At 45.5% G+C, this 22,151-nt stretch carries 24 protein-coding genes and 1 tRNA gene; 20 read left to right on the forward strand and 5 right to left on the reverse strand.

Going from position 1 to position 22,151, the window contains the following annotated elements:
* Positions 1 to 33: 33 nt before the first annotated feature.
* The 4 genes from BLS69_RS32045 to BLS69_RS02960 all read left to right on the forward strand — a co-directional run bounded on the left by BLS69_RS32045 (position 34) and on the right by BLS69_RS02960 (position 1,770).
* Entirely contained in the window at positions 34 to 201 is a 168-nt protein-coding gene (locus tag BLS69_RS32045) for a hypothetical protein (RefSeq protein ID WP_165980229.1), read from the forward strand.
* A 175-nt stretch (positions 202 to 376) separates the two neighbouring features.
* A complete protein-coding gene (locus BLS69_RS02950; protein WP_091028526.1) occupies positions 377 to 1,051 on the forward strand; it encodes a hypothetical protein in 675 nt (224 codons plus the stop codon).
* Between the two features lie 117 nt (positions 1,052 to 1,168).
* A complete protein-coding gene (locus BLS69_RS02955) occupies positions 1,169 to 1,282 on the forward strand; it encodes a YjcZ family sporulation protein (protein WP_082219140.1) in 114 nt (37 codons plus the stop codon).
* Between the two features lie 158 nt (positions 1,283 to 1,440).
* Positions 1,441 to 1,770 (forward strand): DUF1904 family protein, encoded by a 330-nt coding sequence (locus BLS69_RS02960; RefSeq protein WP_091028528.1) that lies wholly within the window; start codon positions 1,441 to 1,443, stop codon positions 1,768 to 1,770.
* A 40-nt stretch (positions 1,771 to 1,810) separates the two neighbouring features.
* Here BLS69_RS02960 and BLS69_RS02965 read toward each other — a convergent pair whose 3' ends face one another.
* Both BLS69_RS02965 and BLS69_RS02970 read right to left on the reverse strand, forming a co-directional pair.
* Complete coding sequence (locus BLS69_RS02965; protein ID WP_091028530.1) at positions 1,811 to 3,034, reverse strand: MFS transporter; 1,224 nt, start codon at positions 3,032 to 3,034, stop codon at positions 1,811 to 1,813.
* Between the two features lie 140 nt (positions 3,035 to 3,174).
* Positions 3,175 to 3,363, reverse strand: a complete 189-nt coding sequence (locus BLS69_RS02970; protein ID WP_051447369.1) for a DUF6199 family natural product biosynthesis protein — start codon at positions 3,361 to 3,363, stop codon at positions 3,175 to 3,177.
* A gap of 313 nt (positions 3,364 to 3,676) precedes the next feature.
* Between BLS69_RS02970 and BLS69_RS02975 the strand changes: the two genes are divergently transcribed.
* On the forward strand, positions 3,677 to 4,825 hold the full coding sequence (locus BLS69_RS02975) for a sensor histidine kinase (protein WP_176872551.1): 1,149 nt from the start codon (positions 3,677 to 3,679) through the stop codon (positions 4,823 to 4,825).
* A gap of 109 nt (positions 4,826 to 4,934) precedes the next feature.
* Positions 4,935 to 5,417 carry a NucA/NucB deoxyribonuclease domain-containing protein gene (locus tag BLS69_RS02980; protein ID WP_091028535.1) on the forward strand — a complete coding sequence of 161 codons (483 nt, stop codon included), beginning with the start codon at positions 4,935 to 4,937 and terminating at the stop codon, positions 5,415 to 5,417.
* A gap of 194 nt (positions 5,418 to 5,611) precedes the next feature.
* Here the strand turns inward: BLS69_RS02980 and BLS69_RS02985 are convergent, their stop codons facing one another.
* Positions 5,612 to 5,836 carry a hypothetical protein gene (locus BLS69_RS02985; RefSeq protein WP_091028538.1) on the reverse strand — a complete coding sequence of 75 codons (225 nt, stop codon included), beginning with the start codon at positions 5,834 to 5,836 and terminating at the stop codon, positions 5,612 to 5,614.
* 207 nt (positions 5,837 to 6,043) lie between these two features.
* On the opposite strand from BLS69_RS02985, the gene BLS69_RS02990 reads away from it, so the two are divergent.
* The 3 genes from BLS69_RS02990 (at position 6,044) to BLS69_RS03000 (ending at position 10,334) form a co-directional block, all read left to right on the forward strand.
* Positions 6,044 to 6,493, forward strand: a complete 450-nt coding sequence (locus BLS69_RS02990; protein WP_091028540.1) for a general stress protein — start codon at positions 6,044 to 6,046, stop codon at positions 6,491 to 6,493.
* 463 nt (positions 6,494 to 6,956) lie between these two features.
* Positions 6,957 to 7,042: transfer RNA gene (locus BLS69_RS02995), tRNA-Leu, on the forward strand.
* A 370-nt stretch (positions 7,043 to 7,412) separates the two neighbouring features.
* Entirely contained in the window at positions 7,413 to 10,334 is a 2,922-nt protein-coding gene (locus BLS69_RS03000) for an insulinase family protein (RefSeq protein WP_091028542.1), read from the forward strand.
* 151 nt (positions 10,335 to 10,485) lie between these two features.
* Here the strand turns inward: BLS69_RS03000 and BLS69_RS03005 are convergent, their stop codons facing one another.
* Complete coding sequence (locus BLS69_RS03005; RefSeq protein WP_017687366.1) at positions 10,486 to 11,193, reverse strand: helix-turn-helix domain-containing protein; 708 nt, start codon at positions 11,191 to 11,193, stop codon at positions 10,486 to 10,488.
* A gap of 250 nt (positions 11,194 to 11,443) precedes the next feature.
* Between BLS69_RS03005 and BLS69_RS03010 the strand changes: the two genes are divergently transcribed.
* The 5 genes from BLS69_RS03010 to BLS69_RS32485 all read left to right on the forward strand — a co-directional run bounded on the left by BLS69_RS03010 (position 11,444) and on the right by BLS69_RS32485 (position 15,270).
* A complete protein-coding gene (locus tag BLS69_RS03010) occupies positions 11,444 to 12,664 on the forward strand; it encodes a MalY/PatB family protein (RefSeq protein WP_091028545.1) in 1,221 nt (406 codons plus the stop codon).
* 241 nt (positions 12,665 to 12,905) lie between these two features.
* Positions 12,906 to 13,574: a uracil-DNA glycosylase gene (gene ung, locus BLS69_RS03015; protein WP_091028548.1), complete on the forward strand. Its 669-nt coding sequence runs from the start codon at positions 12,906 to 12,908 to the stop codon at positions 13,572 to 13,574.
* Between the two features lie 19 nt (positions 13,575 to 13,593).
* Entirely contained in the window at positions 13,594 to 14,013 is a 420-nt protein-coding gene (locus BLS69_RS03020; protein ID WP_017687369.1) for a hypothetical protein, read from the forward strand.
* 423 nt (positions 14,014 to 14,436) lie between these two features.
* Complete coding sequence (locus BLS69_RS03025; RefSeq protein WP_091028552.1) at positions 14,437 to 15,021, forward strand: LOG family protein; 585 nt, start codon at positions 14,437 to 14,439, stop codon at positions 15,019 to 15,021.
* Between the two features lie 120 nt (positions 15,022 to 15,141).
* Positions 15,142 to 15,270 carry a hypothetical protein gene (locus tag BLS69_RS32485; RefSeq protein WP_255319930.1) on the forward strand — a complete coding sequence of 43 codons (129 nt, stop codon included), beginning with the start codon at positions 15,142 to 15,144 and terminating at the stop codon, positions 15,268 to 15,270.
* A gap of 218 nt (positions 15,271 to 15,488) precedes the next feature.
* Here the strand turns inward: BLS69_RS32485 and BLS69_RS03030 are convergent, their stop codons facing one another.
* A complete protein-coding gene (locus BLS69_RS03030) occupies positions 15,489 to 15,755 on the reverse strand; it encodes a hypothetical protein (RefSeq protein WP_036614763.1) in 267 nt (88 codons plus the stop codon).
* Positions 15,756 to 15,986: 231 nt separating this feature from the next.
* Between BLS69_RS03030 and BLS69_RS03035 the strand changes: the two genes are divergently transcribed.
* From BLS69_RS03035 to BLS69_RS03060, 6 genes are all read left to right on the forward strand, one after another.
* Positions 15,987 to 16,724, forward strand: a complete 738-nt coding sequence (locus BLS69_RS03035) for a glycerophosphodiester phosphodiesterase (RefSeq protein ID WP_091028554.1) — start codon at positions 15,987 to 15,989, stop codon at positions 16,722 to 16,724.
* Between the two features lie 272 nt (positions 16,725 to 16,996).
* The gene (locus BLS69_RS03040) at positions 16,997 to 18,052 is read left to right on the forward strand and encodes a FecCD family ABC transporter permease (RefSeq protein ID WP_036614761.1); all 1,056 of its coding nucleotides are present in this window, start codon (positions 16,997 to 16,999) and stop codon (positions 18,050 to 18,052) included.
* Positions 18,053 to 18,054: 2 nt separating this feature from the next.
* Positions 18,055 to 19,086 (forward strand): FecCD family ABC transporter permease, encoded by a 1,032-nt coding sequence (locus BLS69_RS03045; protein ID WP_091028555.1) that lies wholly within the window; start codon positions 18,055 to 18,057, stop codon positions 19,084 to 19,086.
* 44 nt (positions 19,087 to 19,130) lie between these two features.
* Positions 19,131 to 20,846 carry an ABC transporter ATP-binding protein gene (locus BLS69_RS03050; protein ID WP_091028558.1) on the forward strand — a complete coding sequence of 572 codons (1,716 nt, stop codon included), beginning with the start codon at positions 19,131 to 19,133 and terminating at the stop codon, positions 20,844 to 20,846.
* A gap of 231 nt (positions 20,847 to 21,077) precedes the next feature.
* On the forward strand, positions 21,078 to 21,407 hold the full coding sequence (locus BLS69_RS03055) for a hypothetical protein (protein WP_091028560.1): 330 nt from the start codon (positions 21,078 to 21,080) through the stop codon (positions 21,405 to 21,407).
* A gap of 126 nt (positions 21,408 to 21,533) precedes the next feature.
* Positions 21,534 to 22,115, forward strand: a complete 582-nt coding sequence (locus BLS69_RS03060) for a DUF3221 domain-containing protein (RefSeq protein WP_091028563.1) — start codon at positions 21,534 to 21,536, stop codon at positions 22,113 to 22,115.
* Positions 22,116 to 22,151 lie beyond the last annotated feature (36 nt).

Here is a 22,151-nt window from a genome sequence, read left to right on the forward strand (position 1 = left end):
ATTATTTCTATAGTACATAAAGGAGACAGAGCTATGAAGAAAATGTTATCCGTTGCATTATATCCATTTGCTTGGGTGTTGGGGGCACTGAGTATTTTATCTGGAAATGCAGACAGTGTCCTATTGGTGAAAGATATCGCTACAGATCGAAGCTATGATGGACAGGCTATCTATGATAGTATTGAACGTAGAAATGCCTAACTACATATCATTCAACTGTAAAGGTAATTGTGTCGTCGAGCAATAACATGAGAAACAATTACTCTTGAAGCGAAGTGCGTTGAGCAGGAACACTGTCTGTCCGTACAACCTTTAAGCCGGTTTTGTACCTTATTCAGGTATGAACCGGCTTTTATTGATGAATGGGGGATACCAGATGAAGATTATTATTGGACAACCGAGGCTGGAACAGGATTTGCTGCAGCTTGAAGCCGAACTCAAGCAACACCCTGATGCAGATGTATTATTTTTTCCTGAAGGTTATTTGAATCAGAATGTAGAGGACGCTTGCCGCCTGGCGGCTGAATATGGGACCATGATTGTATCAGGTCATCGCAGACTGGACGAACGTCCAAAGGACCGATCCATCATCATCAATAAGGCTGGAGAGATTGTATTGGAGAAAGCTAAATATACACCTGCTGAGACGGCTCAGGAACAGGGTTGGGTAATAAGCACTTTATTGTGTGATGAGCTGGTCCTGCAAGGATTTGGCAATGAGAATATAGGGAATGTGGACATTGTGATGCATTCCATTGGTGTGGGCATGTTCAGTGAAGAGCAGTACGGTGAGTGGGTCGAAGAGGCTCGGCAGATCGCCTTGAAGCATCAATGTATTGTCATGGGGACAAGCCATGCGGATGGTTCGTACCGTGATAGCGAGATCTCCATTCCAATCGCCTATTTTATTACACCTGATGGAAAGGTTGTTCTGACATCCCGAAGTGATACACGTACTCGTACAATCCTTCTGGACAGAGAAAATACAGACCCGTCACCTCAGGAGTCACAAGAAAAACAACTGAAAATCTCCATCGAACCATCCGGTTAAATCACCGGGTATGAATCCTTGATGAATGGGCTGATGAACTTGCCGATTCGCCCGGTCACTTGCGCGGAATACGCATATGTTATGGCATACCTTGAAATTCAAAGGAGGCCAATCAAAATGAGTCAAGTTGGATACGGTTGTTGTAATGCTGGTGGCGGATGGACTTCTACAAGTGCAATTCTTGTGCTTTTCATCCTGCTGGTGATCATCACAAAATCTTTCTGGCTGTAAGTCACGTATAGAAACGTACAAACAGTGGCTCCGCTGAGACTTCAGCGGGGCTTTTCCTATTTATAAGCAGCAACATAGCCATCCATGATATTTGACAACTGAAAACAATGTGCTTAAAATCACATAAGAGACTATTAACAGAGATTGAAGGGATAGCAATGCCGTTTATTCGCTTTAAAGGATTCACAGGTCCTCAGCTAGAGGAAGTTGTACCCCAAATTACAGAGCAGATGGCCCTAATTACTCATATTCCAAGGGAGAGAATGAAGGCAGAGCGTCATGATGTACAAGCGCTAACACCTTCTCCGGCTTCTATAGAGATTCTGATGTTTCAACGTGACCAGGAGATTCATAATCGGATTGCATCGTCGGTGCAAGCTATTTTGGAAGAAGCATACATGCCGGATGTGCATATTTTCTTCAATATATTGTCACCTAATTTGTATTATAAAAAAGGCAGGCCGCTGACAGATTATCGATTGGATTGAGATTGTAAGGGACGAGCAGAATGTTGCTCGTCTCTTTGATTTACATATTTTTCGTATGTTTAGCAATGGGCTGGTTCCTGTGAACCCTGCTCAACGATAATGAGCATATCGCAGATACAATAAACAAGGCTCCACCGATAAGGTATACCCACCGAACGCCCAGTTGATCTGCGACTAGACCAAAGATGACTATGGATACACTCATAACCGTGGATATCAGGAAGCCATGAGTGGCGTATACCTTGGTTAAGGATTCGACAGGTACACTGTTCTGAAGCGCTGTCTGCTGAGTCACATCACGAATCTGATGAACTGGACCCATGAGTATGCATAACACCAAAGCGAGCCATGGCAGGTTGTTTAGACCATAAACGACGGTCAGCAGGCTGAAGAGGAGAGAACCCATGGTCATACTTGCGATTAGATGCTTCTTAATACGTTTGGCCAGCGCAAGAGCCAGAATACCTCCAAGCATGGTTCCAGCAGCGTAACTCGAGTTCATGAGTCCCCACCAACCTTCTCCTCGTCCCAGAGCTTCTTTTGCAAAGGCCAGTGTGACAGCTCCAATCCAGATGGAACCCGCAAGAGCCTGAGCAATGTCCATCAGCGTGAGCAGTCGTAATGATGGAATGTTCCAAAGTATACTCCAGCCTTCCCTCAATACATTCCACGATACAGCAGATTTCTGAGGTTGTTCTACATTCCGTGTGAGCGAGCCCATGGCAATCATGAAGATCAGAACGGCCCAGGACAGGCTTGTAGCTGCCCAGAAGGTCTGTGACGCCCCCCAGTTCATCACGGCGAATCCCGTCATGGCGTAACCGACAATGGTTACAGTCTGATTGGAGAAAGATAGTAGGCTATTTGCCTTCACGAGGTCTTCTCCTTGAACCAATCGTGGCGTTAAAGCATTCAGTAACGGAGTTTCCCATCCGTCCAATAAGGATAGTATGACCACGCCGAACAATAGAAGCGGCAGTTGTGAAATCAAGTGATTCAACGAAATGGCTATACAGGTCATGATTAATGTTTTGGCTATGGAAATGCTGATCAATAGTCTGGAGAATGGGAAACGGTTCACAAGTAATGGCAAAGTGAGATCTGCTATCTTGCGTGCAATGATTTGAATAAGTGGAAACATTGCAGCAGAGAGTACCGATCCAGTGAGACCGTATATATACGTAGTAATGACCATGATATATATGACATTAATAAGCGAGAGCAGCGTTTTGGCGGCCCAGTACGGATAAAATGCGATGTTCATGCCAATGATGTCCTTTCCGAAACGATATATCTATATTACGGGCATTGTCATCATTGCACCACAAACAAAGTTATCATTTTCCCGTCATTTCACCACAAAAAAACTGCCCAACAGGGCAGTCATCTTCTAATGCCTATAGTTCATGCCATAGCGAGTGTGAAGGCGATAAGCAACATCAGCAGGCTGGTCGTTCTGACCATAGTCATATAAGGCCTGCTGGGTTCGGCTTCACCCCGGGAAATCCAGCCATAACGCAGATACCAGCCGAATTTTGGGAAACAGAGATTGATGATACAGAGTACCATGAATATAAAAAAGAGGGTTCTCATACCCATCTTCCTTTCTCACTTACATAACGGATCTCATCTTAACGTTTGCGTCTGGTAAAAAAGACTACAATCAAAATGATAATGATGATAATTAACAGAAATTTCATGTATGTTCCTCCTGATGAGTAGTTAGGTTATTGTGTAATGTTAGTTATCAACTATTACCCAAGAACCACATGACTTGAATAACTGTGTTACAATTAAAATATATTGATTTAATATCAACACATTCCGTTTGGTTAGTTTTCTCTCCTTATAATGTACGATTGCAGAATATATAAACATTAATGTGTGTGAGATGAAGGAGGAAGGCATGAGCCAACATAATCAACTCTCATTACAATGGGAATTTATCATCTCGAAAGTGAAATCCTCCGTGACGGTGGTCGATGCTACCTTGCCTGAGCTTCCGCTCATGTATGTAAACGAACACTTTACCCAACTGACAGGATACACGTATGAAGAGTCTGTCGGACACAATTGCCGATTTTTGCAAGGGCAGGATACAGACCCCGAAACGGTAATGCAGATTCGTGATGCATTAAAGAAACAACAATCCATTAAGATTGATATTTTAAATTATACAAAAAGTGGTCAGAAGTTCTGGAACGAACTGAATATTGATCCGATTTTTAATGAATCCGGAGAGTGTTTATATTTTGTAGGCATTCAATACGATATTTCAGAACGGAAGTATGCTGAACAGCAGTTGAAGTTTGCAACTTCCATGGCTGAGATGAACAGCAGAGGGCAATTGGAATTCATCGGCAAGTTGAATCACGAGCTTCGTACCCCGCTTAACGGCATTATGGGCATGATCGAACTTGCCAGTATGGGTGAAACTACGGATGAGCAGAAAGAATATCTGGAGCTTGCACGTCAATCAGGTGAGGCGCTGCTCAACATCATTAACAATAGCCTGGATATGGCGAAACTGGGCAGAGGCAAAATGGATGTTGAAAACATTGAGTTTCAACCATTGAAGCTGATTCAACAGATTGTGAAGACACATGAACCTGCGGCACAGAATAAACAAATACGTTTGCTCTGTCATGCTGATCTGAATGTTCCTGATGTGCTTATCGGTGATCCGTTAAGACTTCGGCAGGTACTGGATAATTTGCTGAGTAATGCGATCAAGTTCACGGAACAAGGTGAAGTGCAGTTACAGGTGGATGTGAGGCAACAACTGATGGATACCGTTGTATTGGTATTCTCTGTGCGTGATACGGGAATTGGCATTCCTCAGCATCAGATCGAACAATTGTTTGATGCATTTACCCAGACCGACATCTCCCATGCGCGCCGATTTGGCGGAAGTGGTCTTGGTCTGACCATCTGCAAAGAACTGCTGGAACTGATGAATGGTCAGATTTCGGTGGAGAGTAAAGAAGGGAAAGGCACACAGTTTGAGGTGACACTGCCCTTGCTGCGCCAACAGGCCATTCCCAATGTAGGATAATAATCAATCAGGACAGCCGGGCGGTCTCGGCTGTTTTTTTTATTTTTTTGGATTGTTTTACGAACGGGCGTTCTGTTATAATGCAAGTGTTGAATGGGGGAGACACAGCATGAGTAAGAGACGCACAAGAAGAAAACACAAAGGTAAGCAAGGTTTCAAAAAGCAGGTTCTGACGCTGGTAGCGATGCTGCTGGTAGCCCTCTATGCCTGGGCTGGGGGCGAATGGCCGGAGGAGATACCTAATCCATTCGCAGGGACTACTAAGAGTGTAGACCATACCATTACGTTCCCTTCAGAGCGTTATCCCGAAACGGCCAACCATATTAAAGCTGCCATCAAGGCAGGGCATTCGGATGTATGCACCATTGATCGTAATGGAGCGGAAGGCAATCGGGATTTATCACTTAAGGGTGTTCCGGTCAAAAAAGGTAAGGATCGTGACGAGTGGCCCATGGCGATGTGCGCTGAGGGAGGAACAGGTGCAGATATCCAGTACATTACTCCGAAGGATAATCGCGGTGCGGGTTCATGGGTAGGGAATCAGTTAAGTACATATCCGGATGGAACACGAGTGAAGTTTGTAGTGAAGTAACAACAGGATATGGGTGGACAGAAACAAGGATAGAGTAAGGCATTCGTTGTGAGGCAGTGGCAGTATGTTACAGGATAAGTAGAAGAGAAAAACCAGACGTGCATGCGTCTGGTTTTTTGGTATAAAGTGCTGGCATAAATAGATCTAGTTAACGTATCTATACGGGAACTGAGTTTCTAGGATTACAGAGCCGACTAAACGAGTTGCATTCCGCTTAAATGATGAGAACGGATACTTAACAATCGTGTAACATGTTCAACCTCATCAAACGGTATCCACAGATTGCCGTGAACGGTACGTAAGGAGAGAATGGATGTATCAGCGGTACGCTCGGGAAATCCGGTTACCGTCTGACCGCTTGTATTACGAACCATGATCTGTTGTTTGCGCCGGATGGCAATTTCTACCTCTTTTTTCATAAGTCATTGCTCCTGATTATGAGATGTTAAATCCATATGTCAATGTTTTCAATGGTTAATTTGTCTTCTTTATCTAGTCTATCAGAACTAGGTATAGATTTCCAGAAGAGAAATCAACATTCTTCTAGGTGATTTGTCTTAGCTGTGGACGATCCGTTTTTGAATGGGGATTACGGGGTTATATTAGGGTAAAAGGAGGGGAACGGAATGACACAATTGATTATTGGGCTGGCCCGTACCGAAAACGAGGCTATATTGATGCTGAATCAGGTGAAAGAGGAAGGCATCAAGGATAAATATGTAGGAGCGGTGGCGAAGGAGCAGCTTAATCTGGAGCTGGTGAGCGAGAAGACAGGTCTGCCCAAACCTCTGAAGGGTGCCGGAACGGATGGTGCCTTTGGCGCTCTGAAAGGCATATTGGCTGGTCTGGGGAAGCGAATGGATCAGACGATGTCGATCGGAAATGCAGTGCGTAGACTCGCTGGTAATGAGATTGGGAGTGAGACTGATGATTTGGTGCTTACACTGACTGAAGCGGGGATTTCGGAGGAGGATGCGCGGTATTACGAAGATTGGCTGTTAAAGGACCATATCTTGGTTATTGTGGAGTGCAGTGAGGAAGAAGCGGCTCGTGTTCGACCTATTTTACTTTTTTAGTTTAATTTAAGGCTGATTTTAGGTTTCTTTAATGTTGGGGAGGTATTCTTATCTCACACCTCCCTTAATATAGATTGGTTTACCGGAAGTCCGGGACCGCAACTCGGACTTTCTAGGCACTGCGAGCTGACGCTTGCAGTGCCTGTTTCATTTATATAAGTTGAACTAAAGATTATTTACACTGACACTCCGATGACAGAATAACCTTCTAATCGCTGTTATCCCCAGATTTTTTCGATTCCCTTTTCTCAAGGGAAAATCCGGTGATAGCGTATGCTTCCGATGCAGCTTTCTTTCAGAAAGCTTTTAGGCGAGCGCTTCGCTTTTTCAGTTTTTTCTGTCCTCTCCGTTATCGTGTAAATCATTAGTTAAACTTATATAGTTAGATTATTTTTATAAAAGTGTTGCAAAGTTAATTAGTTCATGGTAAGATATTTCTTGTCGCCAAGAAATACATAATCCTGCCGGGGTGGCGGAATTGGCAGACGCACAGGACTTAAAATCCTGCGGTAGGTGACTACCGTACCGGTTCGATCCCGGTCCTCGGCATCTTAAAGAAAAGATCGTATGACGCTTGTTAATCAAGCTGCATGCGATCTTTTTTTTATGTTCTTTAATATCAATGTCACTTCATTGTAGACCACATCACCATGCAGCTCATAAACATAAACCCTGCATAATACATATCAGAAGGTACATTTATCTGACTTTTATGAAGAGACGGAACAATGGTGTATACTATCCGTAGGCATATATTACCTTTACCTTGCTGAACGATATAAGTTCAACTACACATTTACACGATACAGCGATCGGAAGGTTATTCTGTCATCGGAATGCTCGTGTAAATAACCATATGTGAACTTATATTGAGTCACAAAATCAATAAAACAATCTTATGGACGGAGGACTCAAGTTTATGTTGAAACAGCTTAAGCCATACAAGGTGTTACAGGAGCGCAGAATCGAAGAATTGAAATCGGATGCGTATCTGTTGGAGCACCAGAAATCCGGGGCCAAAATTGTACTTTTGTCCAATCAGGACGACAACAAAGTATTCAGTATTGGTTTCCGCACACCTCCGGAAGATGATACAGGGGTAGCCCATATCCTCGAACACTCCGTGCTCTGTGGGTCCAAGAAATTTCCGGCCAAGGATTCTTTTGTTGAGTTGCTGAAAGGTTCATTGAATACATTCCTTAACGCCATGACGTATCCCGATAAGACGATCTATCCGATCGCGAGTCGTAATGATCACGACTTCCATAACCTGATGGATATATATCTGGATGCGGTATTAAATACAAACATTTATGAGAATGAAAAGATATTTTTGCAGGAAGGCTGGAACTACAACCTGACCTCTGCAGATGATGAGTTAACTTACAACGGAGTTGTATATAACGAGATGAAAGGTGCCTTTTCTTCACCGGAACGAATGGTGCGCAGAGAAGTGTTGAACTCCCTTTTCCCGGATACCACTTACTCCTCTGAGTCTGGCGGGTTCCCGGAAGCTATCCTGGATCTGACTTATCAAGGGTTGCTGGATTTCCACACGAGATACTATCATCCTTCCAACAGTTATATCTATCTCTACGGAGATATGGATATGGAAGAGAAGCTGCAATGGCTCGATGAGAACTACCTGAGTGCATATGATCGAATCGAGATTGATTCGGCCATTCAACTTCAACCTGCCTTTGCAGAACGGGTAGACACAGTTAAGACTTACTCTGCGGGAAGTACGGAATCGGAAGTGGATAACAGCTTCTTGACCTATAATGCGGTGATCGGCACAAGTCTGGACAAGGAACTGAACATTTCGTTCCAAATTCTGTTATACGCCCTGCTGAACGCTCCGGGAGCGGTATTGAAACAGGCTTTGCTGGATAAAGGAATTGCGAAGGACGTCTACGGTTCGTATGATGACAGCCTGTATCAGCCTGTGTTCACGGTTGGACTGAAGAAGAGTAATCTGGCGAGCAAAGAGGATTTCCTCGGAACGGTCAAAGAAGTGCTTGAGCGTGTGGTAAAAGAAGGCTTTGATCCTAAAGCGCTCCTTGCAGGAATTAACTCCTATGAGTTCAATCACAGAGAAGCGGACTATGGCAGAATGCCGAAAGGCCTGATCTACGGATTCTCCTCCCTGCAAAGCTGGTTATACGATGAAGAAGCACCTTTCACTCATTTGGAAGCCAATGACGTATTTGCTGAGCTGCGGACAAAAATGAACGAAGGGTACTTCGAACAATTGATCGAGAAGTATTTATTGCAAAACACACATACTTCCTTTGTAGCTCTGACACCGGACAAAGGGCTGAACTCACGCAAAGAAGAAGCGTTGAAAGAACGTCTGAAAACTATTCAGGCCGGTCTTAGCAAGGAAGAAGTCCAGACGTTGATTCAGAAAACGGAGGCACTCGCCGAGTATCAGAATACACCTTCAACCAAAGAGCAGCAGCAGGTCATTCCGACGTTATCGATTGAAGATATTGAACCGAAGGCCTCTACGTTGCATCAAACGGTGAACCAAGTCGACGGCACAACCATTCTCCATCATAACCTCTACACCAACGGAATTGGTTATCTGAGACTGCTGTTTGATATCAAAGAAGTGCCACGTCATCTCCTGCCGTATGCAGGATTGCTTAAGAATGTGCTGGGTTATGTGGACACTCAAAACTACTCGTTCAATGAACTGTCCAATGAAATTCATATTCATTCAGGCGGTATTCATAGCGGGATTGGATCTTATGCCAACGCACATAAGCATAATGAATTCAAGGCTACCTATGAGTTCAACGCAAAAGTGTTGTATGACAAGCTTGGATTTGCCTTTGATATGATCAAAGAAATTGTGTTCACGTCCCGATTTGATAATTCGAAACGGTTGTATGAGATCATCTCTCAGATGAAAGGTAATCTGCAACGTAATCTGATCAACAGCGGACACTCTGCGGGAATTGGCCGGTCTTCGTCCAAACATTCAGCGGTTGCCGATTTCAGGGAAGCTGTAAGTGGTATCGCCTTTTACCAGTGGTTAGAGGATCTTCAGGCGAATTTTGAGGCGAGAAAAGAAGAGTTATCTTCCAGTCTGCAAGAGCTAACGGGGTATATTTTCAGACCGGAGAACTTGCTTGTTAGTTACACTGCGGATGAGCAGGGATATGAAGGACTGGAGCAACAGGTATCCGATCTGAAAGCAAAGCTATTCACACATGAGGTTGCCAAGGAAGAGTTTACGTTCCTACCTGCTACTCATAAGGAAGGATTCCGTTCCCCGTCAGAAGTGCAGTACGTGGTGCAAACGGGCAATTATATCGACAAAGGATATCAATACACCGGTTCACTACGGGTCTTGCAGGGAATCCTGTCCTTGGATTACTTATGGACCAATATCCGCGCCAAAGGTGGAGCCTATGGCTGTATGTCAGGCTTCAGACGGAACGGAGACAGCTACGTTGCATCGTATCGTGATCCGAACCTCGATAAAACGTACAAAGTATATGAAGAGATACCGCAATATTTGACCGATTTCCGGGCAGACGAGCGGGAAATGACGCGTTATATCATTGGTGCGATCCAGGATCTTGATACGCCGAGAACACCTTATGGTGAAGGTGCATTCTCTCTGGAGTGTTATCTGTCAAATGTGACTGAAGCGGATCTGCAACAGGAACGTGACGAAGTGTTAAGCACAAAGGAAAGCGACATTATCGGTTTTGCTGAGCTTTTATCGGCCATACTTGAACAGCAACAGCGCTGTGTGATCGGTAATGAGAACAAGATTGAGGAACAGAAGCAAATGTTTGACGAAACGCTTGATTTAATTAAAAACTAAGCGTTAGTCTCGCTTATTCCACGATCCAATAAGCGTCAAAGCGAAAGGCACTTTTATGAGCTGGTTTCAACAGCTTATAGAAGTGCCTTTTCTAATGGGTAGGGACTGTCTCCATCCATATGATATGAGATTGTGAGAAACGCTGCGTTGTTCAAGTGACAGCGAGCATGTTGTATATTTTCAGGGTCCGCAGATCTTCCTTTGAGATTTTTAATTCATTATATAACTCCTGATTCTCGGGCAACGGGGTTCTGGAGAATAACATTTTGAGCGCGATAGGCATGAAAGGTCTGAAAGAGACACCAGCCATCAGTCCCCATTTTTTCTCTGATTCCTGAAAAGACGCCAGAATATTAATATATAGGTTCTCCAGCGGTGTGGCCTGATTTTTCAAAATCAGCGTGGTGAGTGTATCATAATGCTCGGTGTGACCCCAATACATATTCTCGCACTCTTGGTAGTTCTCAAAGTCCTTCACATTCATATACATCACGGTGCGATAACGGTTGGCATCCGACTGAGCCATCATGTCAATGACACAACGAATGAGACTGTTGTTACGCCCGTCATAGAAGTAGGAATAGAAGCGGGTGGAGTTCTTGAAAAAGCTGGACGGGACCGCGTTCATCAGGGGAGATGCATGCCTAGGTTCTTGGTACAAGAGTTGCTCTACCTGGATGTTGAGCGCGTTCGCAATATGATGTAACGTCACCAGATCAAGTGTAATATCTCCGCTCTCATATTTGGATAACGTGCCCTTGCTCTTGAAGATCTGATCCGCAAGCTGTTGGATGGTCAGTCCCCGCCACTTCCGAAAGTTTCGTATTTTTTTTCCAACTTCCTGATTGATATTGTTCATAATCGGTTCTCCTTATGCAATGTTTCTTGAGAGTACGTGAAAATGATGAAAGTCATTCATAAAAATGATGTTATATGAGAAATATATCACTTTCTCATCGAAATACCTATTTTGGAGAAACAATTAACTTCATTTGTTTCGTCAGGGTAGATTGTATTGCATTTGATGCAATTCTTGCGTCATGAAATAATAGGTGTAATACGACATGAAACGACAATGAAAAAGTAAAGCAGATAGAGGAGCAGAAGCTATGAAATATAACTTTGATGAGATTATAGACCGCACAGGAACAAATGCCATGAATACGGATGGTTTCCGTCAATATATTTTTAACGCCACAGAGGACATGACGTTTCCATTCAAAGATGAAGAATTCATTCGCATGTGGATTGCAGATATGGAGTTCGCCACACCTCCCGAGATTCTGGATGCAGTTAAGGAGCGTCTGGACCGTAGAATCATGGGTTACTCTCAGGTATTTGATCCGGCATACTATGAAGCTGTCTCGAATTGGATGAAAAGGTACTATGACTGGTCCTTCCCGAAGGAACATTTGGAGACCTCAAACGGAATTATTCCCGCTTTATATGAACTGGTGGAATATGTCTGTCAATCGGATGAGAAAGTACTGATCGTGACCCCGTCTTATGGTTTCTTCAAGTCAGCAGCGGAGCATAATGATCTTGAACTGGTATGTTCGGATATGCTCAATGAGCAGGGACGTTACTCGATTGATTTTGAGGATTTTGAAGCCAAGGCCAAGGATGAAAAGGTAAGGGTTTGTATTTTCTGCAACCCCCATAATCCGTCTGGACGCGTCTGGACAACGGAAGAGTTACAACGTGTGGGTGAGATCTGTCTGAGGAACAATGTATGGATTATTTCGGATGAAATTCACTGTGATCTGCTGCGGACTGGCAAGAGACATACGCCACTCGCAAAGCTGTTCCCGGATACCGATCGAATCATTACATGCATGTCTCCGAGCAAAACATTCAATATGGCTGGTCTGATGTTCTCCAATGTCATCATCCCGAATAAGGCACTTCGAGACATCTGGCAGACACGTCATTATGGTTTCAAAAACCCACTGAGCATTGCTGCCACGCAAGCGGCTTATGAAACGGGTGATGAGTGGCTGAAACAATTAAAAGGTTATCTAGACGCCAATTTCGCCTGCGTAGAACAGTATTTGAAGCAGCATCTACCACTAGCTGTTTTTCACATTCCGGAAGCAACATATCTGGCCTGGATTGATATCTCGGCATATGCTCCCCAAAATGTAAGTTTACCGTTATTCTTCGCGGAGCAAGCGGGTGTGTTGCTCGAAGATGGTCATATGTTTGTAGCCAATGGTGAGGGTTGTATTCGGTTGAATCTGGCTTGTCCCCGTGCTGTCCTTCAGGAAGGATTACGGAGAATCAGCAGTGTGCTTGTGAAAGAAGTCGAAGAGGTGCCCGTCCAAGTGTAAATTCATCAAGTCATCACGCAACAGCGAGATGACTTTTTTGTATGAGTATACGGATTGCAGTAAGAACAAGGTTTATTTTGAGGTGAACTTATACCCTGATGTGCAATTCTGGTCTGCTGTCCCCGGTTATGTTAAAATGGTGGATAGTCTATGAGTTGCATGACATGCGGCTCTCAGAAGGAAGAGCTCAGTAGTTGGGCTGAACGCAACTGCATTCATCAGGGGAAAGGAGCCTATACATATGTTTGGAAACGATTGGGACAAGGTGCTTCAGGAAGAGACGGAAGCCGAATATTTTAACAAGATTCGTTACACTCTCGCCGCCGAGTACAAAACGCAGACGGTCTTTCCGCCCAAAGAAGACCTGTTCTCCGCACTGAAGCTGACGCCGTATCATCAGGTTAAGGCCGTTATTATTGGTCAGGACCCTTATCACGGAGCGGGACAGGCTCATGGCTTAAGCTTTTCGGTTAGACCGGGGGTACGTGTACCTCCTTCTCTGAAAAATATATATAAGGAACTTCATGCCGATCTGGACCTGCCAATTCCGAATCATGGATCTCTGGTTCATTGGGCGCAGCAGGGAGTCCTGCTATTAAATGCTGTTCTGACGGTCCGTGAAGGTCAGCCGAACTCCCATCAGGCACTGGGCTGGCAGACGTTTACGGATGCTGTCATTCGCGCGCTGAATGAACGTTCAGAGCCGATGGTATATATGCTGTGGGGCAGTCATGCCCAGAAGAAAGGTACATTTATTAACAGGGACAAGCATCTGGTACTGGAGTCTACACATCCCAGTCCGCTTGCTGCGCATCGCGGATTCCTCGGCAGTCGTCCCTTTTCCAAAGCCAATGATTTCTTGACCTCCAAAGGTATTGAACCGATCGATTGGAAGATACCTGAAAACTAGACAGATGGAGGTGAGAACATTGCGACATTGGATAGGGCGAAAAGTAGCGGTATATCGTGCAACAGGCATACGGGAGCCATTGAAGGGAACGCTGGTCGAGTGGGATGAAGAAGCGGAATGTGTACGGATCGGACCAAAACGGATTAAGGTATCGTTTGACAATATCGCAATGATCAGACCTCTTCCCGAAGAGAGTCTTCCCTTAAAGAAAGCACGTTCTGAAGTGCACAAGGTTGGATATGTGATGAAAAAGGCGATTCAGTTCGAAAATGCAATCTATTTCAAGTCACAGGTGATGATCTGGCGCCGGGCCAAGATTGTAGCGTTATCCACAACGATTCTGCGTCATGATGAGGATCAGGTCGAACTTGCAGATGGCCGGGTTCTGCGTAAAGACAAGCATATGTTTGTCGTGCGTTCACGCCGTGGGATACGTTAGTTATACGAAGATTTAATATTCATTTCATGCAAAGATCATATGGATTTAATGTTCGGTCTGTATATTAGATAGTAACAACCCCTTCTAAATTGATGTGTATTAAAACGGGAGCCCGGCCGGCTGCAAACGGTCGGGTATTTTTTTGTCCATTAGTTCTGTTAACCTGTTGTACATACCCATAACATTCATGTTATATATTATTAAAATAGATAAATTGAACTAAACATTTACACGAGAACGTAGAGGGCAGAAATAACCTGAAGAAGCGTAGCGTTCGCCTTTATAAACAGATTTTCACCTTTGTAAAATTGAATCAAAAAATCTGGTGATAACAGCGATCGGAAGGTTGTTCTGTCATTGAAGTGGCAAGTGTAAATATTCTTTAGTTCAATCTAAAAAGATCATGAGAAGGAGTGAAACCCAATGAAACGTATAGCTGTTTTTGCAGGCTCCAATCCGGGAAATCACCCCGAATATACAGAGAAGGCTGTTCAACTGGGAAAACAAATTGCCGATAGTGGTTATGCACTGGTCTATGGTGGTTCTTGTATGGGTTTGATGGGTGCAGTAGCAGATGCTGCTCTTGAGCAAGGGGGAGAGGTAATCGGGGTAATGCCTACCGGATTGTTCCGGGGCGAGGTTGTTCACGGAGGGCTCACACAACTGATTGAAGTGGGAACCATGCATGAACGGAAGGCTACGATGGCTGAATTATCCGATGGATTCATTGCACTTCCCGGCGGCATGGGTACATTTGAAGAACTATTCGAGGTACTGTGCTGGGCACAGATCGGTATTCATCGTAAACCTGTTGGCTTATTAAATGTCAACGGATATTATGGACCGCTAATGAAGATGGTAGAACATAGCGTACAGGAAGGATTCTCCAACACTTCGCATCTCAGTCTGTGGAGTCTGGAAGCTGATCCGGCTGAACTGATCAAACAAATGTCATCCTATATTCCTGCAGAGCTGACTCAGAAGTGGTCACAACTCAACGGGAAATGAGTGCATAAGAAGACGGGCCTGTACCCAATCGTTCCTCGGGAGAATTTTCGATCTGCCCAAGCAAGTTGCGCTATCGGACATAGTCTATAGTGTACTTCGATGAAGAGGGGAGTGTCACTGATGAGCGAACTCAAAGGTACAGGTTACGGATATTGCGGAGGCTTCGGTGGTGGAGCATGGACATCGACAGGTGCAATTCTGGTATTGTTCATTCTGTTGGTTATTATCTCTCGCACATTCATTCTGTAATTCGGTCAGTATCCCGGGACGGGGATGACGCTGCAGAGGCAGCGCCCGAATAAAAAATGACCTTTCCAAAGAGACGCTGGTATATGCCGGCGTTTCAGGGGAACGGTTTTTTGACGTTTCCAGCATACGTTGAGTATTTGAAAAAGCAAAAACCTGCCCCTGAATAAGGTCAGAAGCAGGAGAGAGCCTCCTGAGCCATTAGCTGCGCAACAAGCAGCTTACACCACAACAGCAGTTTGATCCGGATTACTTAACGATTTCCAGGCGATATATAGCCCGATGGCGGCTGCAATTAAGGAGAGTATTGCTGCAACAATAGCCAGCTGATCCAGTGTGTTGGGTGAACTGGAGTTAAGAGAACGCTGATTAGCCGTCTTGCCGGATTTGTTTTTGATATGGACAGATGATCTGGAAAGCCTGGAAGCCGACTGTAACTGGGATGTGTGAGGACGCGTAGGTATCGATTTTTTCTTTGAGGGATTCAATAGTCAACCTCCTTATAACGGAGTTCAGTGCTTCCATCGTTCATACTATGTTATGTCGATTTTCAGATTGAGTTCGCAAAAATGAGTGAATCCCCAGCCCGTTAGATGTTGGGCCCGGTCGCTAGTATCAGCGAAGCAGGTAACCCATTATACGCTCTGTTAATACAGGTCTAACAAACGTTGTTTATAGTAAGGATCATAGAGTGAAGCTTGAACACAGGAGGCGCTGGAATGAGGAACATGGAGATTATTGCCCACCGTGGTGCATCTGCCGTATGCCCGGAGAATACGATGAGCGCTTTTGAACGAAGTCTGGAGCTTGGAGCAACAGGCATTGAAACTGATGTGCAGATGACGAGTGATGGCAGACTGGTACTGATTCATGATGAGACGTTAAGCCGAACTGGCGGCACAGAAGGCTGGGTTAAGGATACGACTTACGATCAATTGCGCACACGGGATGCGGGGTCCTGGTTCCATGCTGATTTTGCCGGCGAACGTATTCCTTCTCTGGAGGAGTTATTTAAGCTGGTACAGGGGAAAGGAACCCTGCTTAATCTGGAATTGAAAAATGGTATTGTGAGTTATAAAGGGATGGAAGAGATGGTTATACAGGCGATCCGGGACTGGAATCTGGAGCAACAGGTCGTGCTGTCCAGCTTCAATCATGCATCGCTCGTGAGATGTAAACGTCTTGCCCCGGAGATTCGTACAGCACTTCTATATATGGAAAAGTTGTATCGTCCCTATGATTATGCCGCCAAACTCGAGGCTACCGGCCTTCATCCCTACAAGCTGGCGGTGACACAAGAAGATGTTGCTGCTGCACTGGCACATGGCGTTGTTACCTATCCATTTACGGTGAATGATCCTGCTGAGATGCAGGCCATGATTGACATGGGTGTGCAAGGGATCATTACTGATGTTCCGGATGTCCTGGCATCCTTACTTACGGTACATGCTCGTTAAACGAGTCTGTATTTTACATGTTCTACATATGCAATGATAAGGCTGTGTTCGAGCTATTTGGCTCTTGCGCAGCCTTTTTGCGTGTAAAATTGTGTGCAAATCTTCATATATGCAATAAACATGTCCTATTTGTCCATTGCCAGAGCCCGTGGATTCACTTACAATGGTCTATGGGAATGAGAATCAATATCATTAAAGTTCGGTATTTATAGAGAGGTGATTGTTATGTACATAGGTTTGAGCAGCTCCACTCATAACGAGGGTGGGCGCGTATGAGTTCACAAGCTTCACCAGAAAAACATAATCCGGATTCACCCACAGCGAAGATACACACTCGTCCGTGGGCAGCCACACTTATTCTTACAGGGGGAGTTTTGTTACTCGCTCTGGGTATGGCGTTGTCCATTTCATTTGGTGCTGCTGATATTAAGCTTAGTGTAGTCTGGAAGGCTATCTTTGATTTCAATCCTGAGCTGACACCACATCAGATCATATGGGAGATTCGATTACCACGTATCCTTGGAGGAGCAATGGTAGGTGCATGTTTCGCTGTAGCTGGTGCGATCATGCAGGGTATGACTCGTAACCCGCTGGCCGATTCAGGTCTGCTTGGGTTAAATGCGGGAGCTGGATTTGCGCTTGCAGTTTGTTTTGCCTTCTTCCCTGGATTGCCATTTATGTATATCATCATGTATTCCTTCCTTGGGGCAGGGCTTGGTGTCCTGTTGGTGTATGGTTTTGGTGCAGCTTCCAAATCAGGCCTTACACCACTACGCCTTGTACTTGCAGGTGCGGCTGTATCAGCGATGTTGTCGGCACTCAGTGAAGGGATTGCATTATATTTCAGAATTGGACAAGATCTGGCTTTCTGGACAGCCGGTGGTGTAGCCGGAACGAAGTGGTCTCAACTTGAGGTCATGTTCCCATGGGTACTCGCGGCACTGATCGCAGGTCTTCTCATCTCCCGTTCCATTACTCTGCTTAGTCTCGGAGAAGATATTGCGGTGGGCTTGGGGCAACGTACTGGGCTGATCAAGCTCATAGGCCTGATTGTTGTACTGATTCTCGCGGGTACGGCTGTGTCCGTGGTGGGTGCGGTCGGTTTTGTTGGACTCATTATTCCCCATCTCACGCGGAAGCTGGTTGGGGTCGATTATCGCTGGATTATTCCATGTTCCGCTGTGATGGGCAGTCTGTTGCTTGTATTTGCGGATCTGGCTGCACGTATGATTAACCCGCCGTACGAGACGCCAATTGGCGCATTGGTTGCCCTCATCGGGGTACCATTCTTCCTGTATCTGGCGCGTAAAGAAAGGAGGACTCTGTAACGATGGAATCCTCAACAATAGTTGGAGCAGAGCGCAAGAAGAGAACCAAGAGTACGATTGTCCTCATTGTGCTTGCCCTATTAATTATTACGGCTTTTGTGGTGAGCATGAACACAGGTTTTACCAAGCTTTCGCCGCTTGAGGTGATGCGAACCCTGTTTGGTGGAGGCACGGCGAAACAGGAATTGATCCTGTTTGAATTCCGTCTGCCACGTATTGTAATTTCGGTGCTGGTCGGGGCCGGACTTGCGTTATCTGGTTGTATTTTGCAGGGAGTATCTCGGAATGCGTTGGCAGATCCGGGGATCCTCGGGATTAATGCAGGTGCTGGTCTGGTCGTCATGTTATTTGTTTCCTTTTTCCCCACAACGACAGCAGCGCCGGTATTTCTTTTACCAATTCTGGCCCTGATCGGTTCTGGTTTTGCTGCATTTCTGATCTACGTTCTCTCTTATAAAAAAGGAGAAGGCATCCTGCCTACGCGTATGCTGCTAACGGGGATCGGGGTAGCGGCGGGAATCAGTTCTGCCATGATCGTGCTTACGTTACGGCTTAGTCCGGAAAAGTATCAATTTGTAGCTACCTGGATGGCAGGCAGCATCTGGGGTTCGAACTGGAAATTTGTAACGGCATTGCTACCGTTTCTTATTATTCTTGTCCCGCTTGTTCTGTATAAGGCACGTGTATTGAACGTACTGAATCTGGGGGACCAGACTGCAAGCGGACTCGGGACTCCGGTTGAGCGTGAGCGACTGATTTTGCTTGCGGCTGCTGTAGGACTTGCCGGCTCATGTGTATCTGTAAGTGGGGGGATCGGTTTTGTTGGTCTGATCGGACCGCATTTGGCGCGTCGTCTGGTCGGTCCCAAACATCAATTTCTTTTACCCGCATCTGCACTGATCGGTTCATTGCTCGTACTGGTTGCAGATACGCTGGGTCGTGTCATACTACAGCCTTCGGAGATTCCTGCGGGGATCCTGGTTGCCATTATTGGTGCGCCATACTTCCTGTACCTCTTAAGCAAGACGAAATAGAACGTAATCATCATTGTGTGGTTGCATAAGGAGGACTTCAGTCCATGCTTCGCCGTTTCTTTGCCTATTATAGGCCTTACAAAAAGCTCTTTATTCTTGACTTCAGTTGTGCGATTCTGGTCGCGCTGCTGGAGCTGGCTTTTCCACTGGCGGTCAACCGGGTAGTCGATGATCTGCTGCCAGGCGGCCGCTGGGACTGGATTCTATGGGCGTGTCTAGCACTGCTAGGCATCTACTTCCTGAATTCATTTCTGAACTTCGTGGTTACCTATTGGGGACACAAGCTGGGCATTAACATTGAGACGGATATGCGTAAAAGTCTGTTTAATCATGTGCAGAAGTTATCGTTCCGTTTCTTCGATAATACAAAAACAGGACACCTCGTCTCCCGCATGACTAACGACCTGATGGATATCGGTGAGATTGCCCATCATGGTCCAGAGGACGTATTTATCGCGGTCATGACTCTAATTGGTGCATTTAGCATCATGATGAGCATTAACGGGAATCTGGCGGTGTTAACCTTTATTATCGTACCGCTGATTATCTATCTCTCGCTCTACTTTGGGAGTAAAATGTCCAAGGCATTCAGCCGAATGTTCGGAGATATTGCGGACTTCAACGCCCGTGTTGAGAACAATATCACAGGTATCCGTGTTGTTCAGGCTTTTGCTAATGAAGAGCATGAAAAAGCACAATTCGCTGTAAACAACGGTCGTTTCCGTCAGACCAAACTGATCGCATACAAAATCATGGCCTGGAACTCTTCTGTCAGTTATATGCTGATGAAGCTGGTATCCCTCTTTGTCCTGGTATGCGGAACATGGTTTGTCATTAATGGCAGTATGACCTACGGTCAGTTCATTGCATTCATTATGCTGTCCAATGTGTTCCTGACACCAATTCAGAAGATCAACTCGGTTATCGAGACGTATCCCAAGGGGATTGCAGGCTTCAAACGTTATACGGAGCTGCTCGATATGGAACCGGATGTGGAAGATCGTCCAGGGGCCGTTGCGGTATCCCATTTGCGTGGAGATATTCGTTATGAGCAAGTGACCTTTGGTTATTCGGATCAGGAGCCAGTACTCAAAGGTATCGATTTAAATGTACATGCAGGGGAAACCGTGGCCCTCGTCGGTCCATCGGGTGCAGGTAAAACAACGCTGTGCAGTCTGCTACCACGATTCTATGATGTGCTGGAAGGTCGCATCACGATTGATGGTCAGGAGATACAGGACATGACACTGGACTCCTTGCGCAGCCAGATCGGTATTGTACAACAGGATGTATTCCTTTTCGATGGAACCATTCGGGAGAATATTGCCTACGGCAAGCTGGATGCATCCGAAGAAGAAATCTGGATGGCTGCCAGACGTGCACAGATGGAACCTTTGATTCAATCGATGCCGGAAGGGCTGGATACGTTAATTGGTGAACGCGGCGTGAAGCTGTCCGGTGGACAGAAACAGCGCTTGTCCATTGCCCGTATGTTCCTGAAAAACCCACCAATTCTGATTCTGGATGAAGCCACATCCGCTCTGGATACAGAAACGGAAGCAGCGATTCAACAATCGCTGGCTGAGTTGTCCGAGGGCCGGACCACCCTGGTTATCGCTCACAGGCTGGCTACGATCAAAAATGCAGACCGCATTATTGTCGTTGCCGAACAAGGCATTACGGAGCAGGGACGTCATGAAGAATTACTCGCAGCAGGTGGGGTGTACAGCCGCCTTCACTATGCACAGTTTGGCGCGTAGCCTGTTCGATGTGGATGTAATAACGTGGTTATAGAAAATAACGCCATCGTTCATGACTTGGAAGGAGTCATGTCGGTGGCGTTATTTTCTATTTTATGATCAAGTGTGGGTCAGGGGTACTGTGCTCTTATCTGCCTGTGATCATGGATATGGAAACGGGTAATATAGTAAAGAGAACGCTTAACGTGTAAGATATGTTCATCATCTTGCAAGATGTAGGAGGCGAACAAGATGCAAGTGAACGATATGCTGAAAATTCTTATAACCTGTCTATTATTTATTCTGATTTGGTGGCTTCTGACTCAAGGGATTCGCAAACTTTCCAGTACTCGTGCGGGGTCTGGTTTCCAACGCTGGGGTGGATGGTCCATTGGACTTTTCATTGTTGGCGCTGTGCCACTTGGTTTTTCGCTATACACAGAGATCTATGATAAGCGCCTGGATGCCAACATCGGTTTGGGGCTTGCCATGTTTTTTGTATGGGCTTATTGTGTGATCTTGTTGTGCGCGGCGTTGGTGGTATGGGGAAGGTACGTGTACAAAAGGGATATGAAGAAGTGAATATTTGGGTTGATCGGTGCTGGGTCCGTCAGGAAGTTAAGGGTGAGCTAACAGCTGTATTTGTAACAATAAACTGATATGGAACGTTAAATTTAGAAAGAGGTGTTACTAAAGGGGGATGTACATATGTCCAATCTTCGTCGAGTCCTCATATTGCTCTCAATCCTAATCGTATGCCTTACGGGATGTTCAGGACATATCGATTGCAACTCTGTGCAGGCTCAAGCCAATGCACCAAGTGAAGATGGATTCACTGGTTATGTGGTTGAACGCAAAGACAATTCCATTCTTGTGGTTGATCCTGCATTTCAAAATTACAGTTCCAATGGAGGAAAAAGTCGGTATTATCCGGCAAAATGGTTCTCCAATGCACCTGATCCGCAGATCGGCTCCTATGTTGAAGTCTGGACGGATGGAGGCCCGGAAAATCAACCCTATCCTGGGCAGGCCAGAGCAGAAAAGATAGAGGTATCTTGTCCAAATACTCCAGACGGTGCGCACATGACGGATGCGGATGCGATTCGTAGCGGACTGCGTTCACTTGATACAGAGAACATGCATATTCCCGTCATAGAGGACACACGGTTTGATGCAGATACAGGGGCATGGACCATTCAGATGCGAGATGCGAATACAGCGAATGAAGGGCAAGTAGTTCATGTGACCGTGAAGGATGAGGAGAAAGTTAATACACAAGGCGGAGAATAAGGGGTTCATAGCTTTATGATGTTGGAGGAACGCGCG

Origin of the sequence: Paenibacillus sp. CF095 (assembly GCF_900101225.1) — a bacterium.
GTDB lineage: Bacteria > Bacillota > Bacilli > Paenibacillales > Paenibacillaceae > Paenibacillus.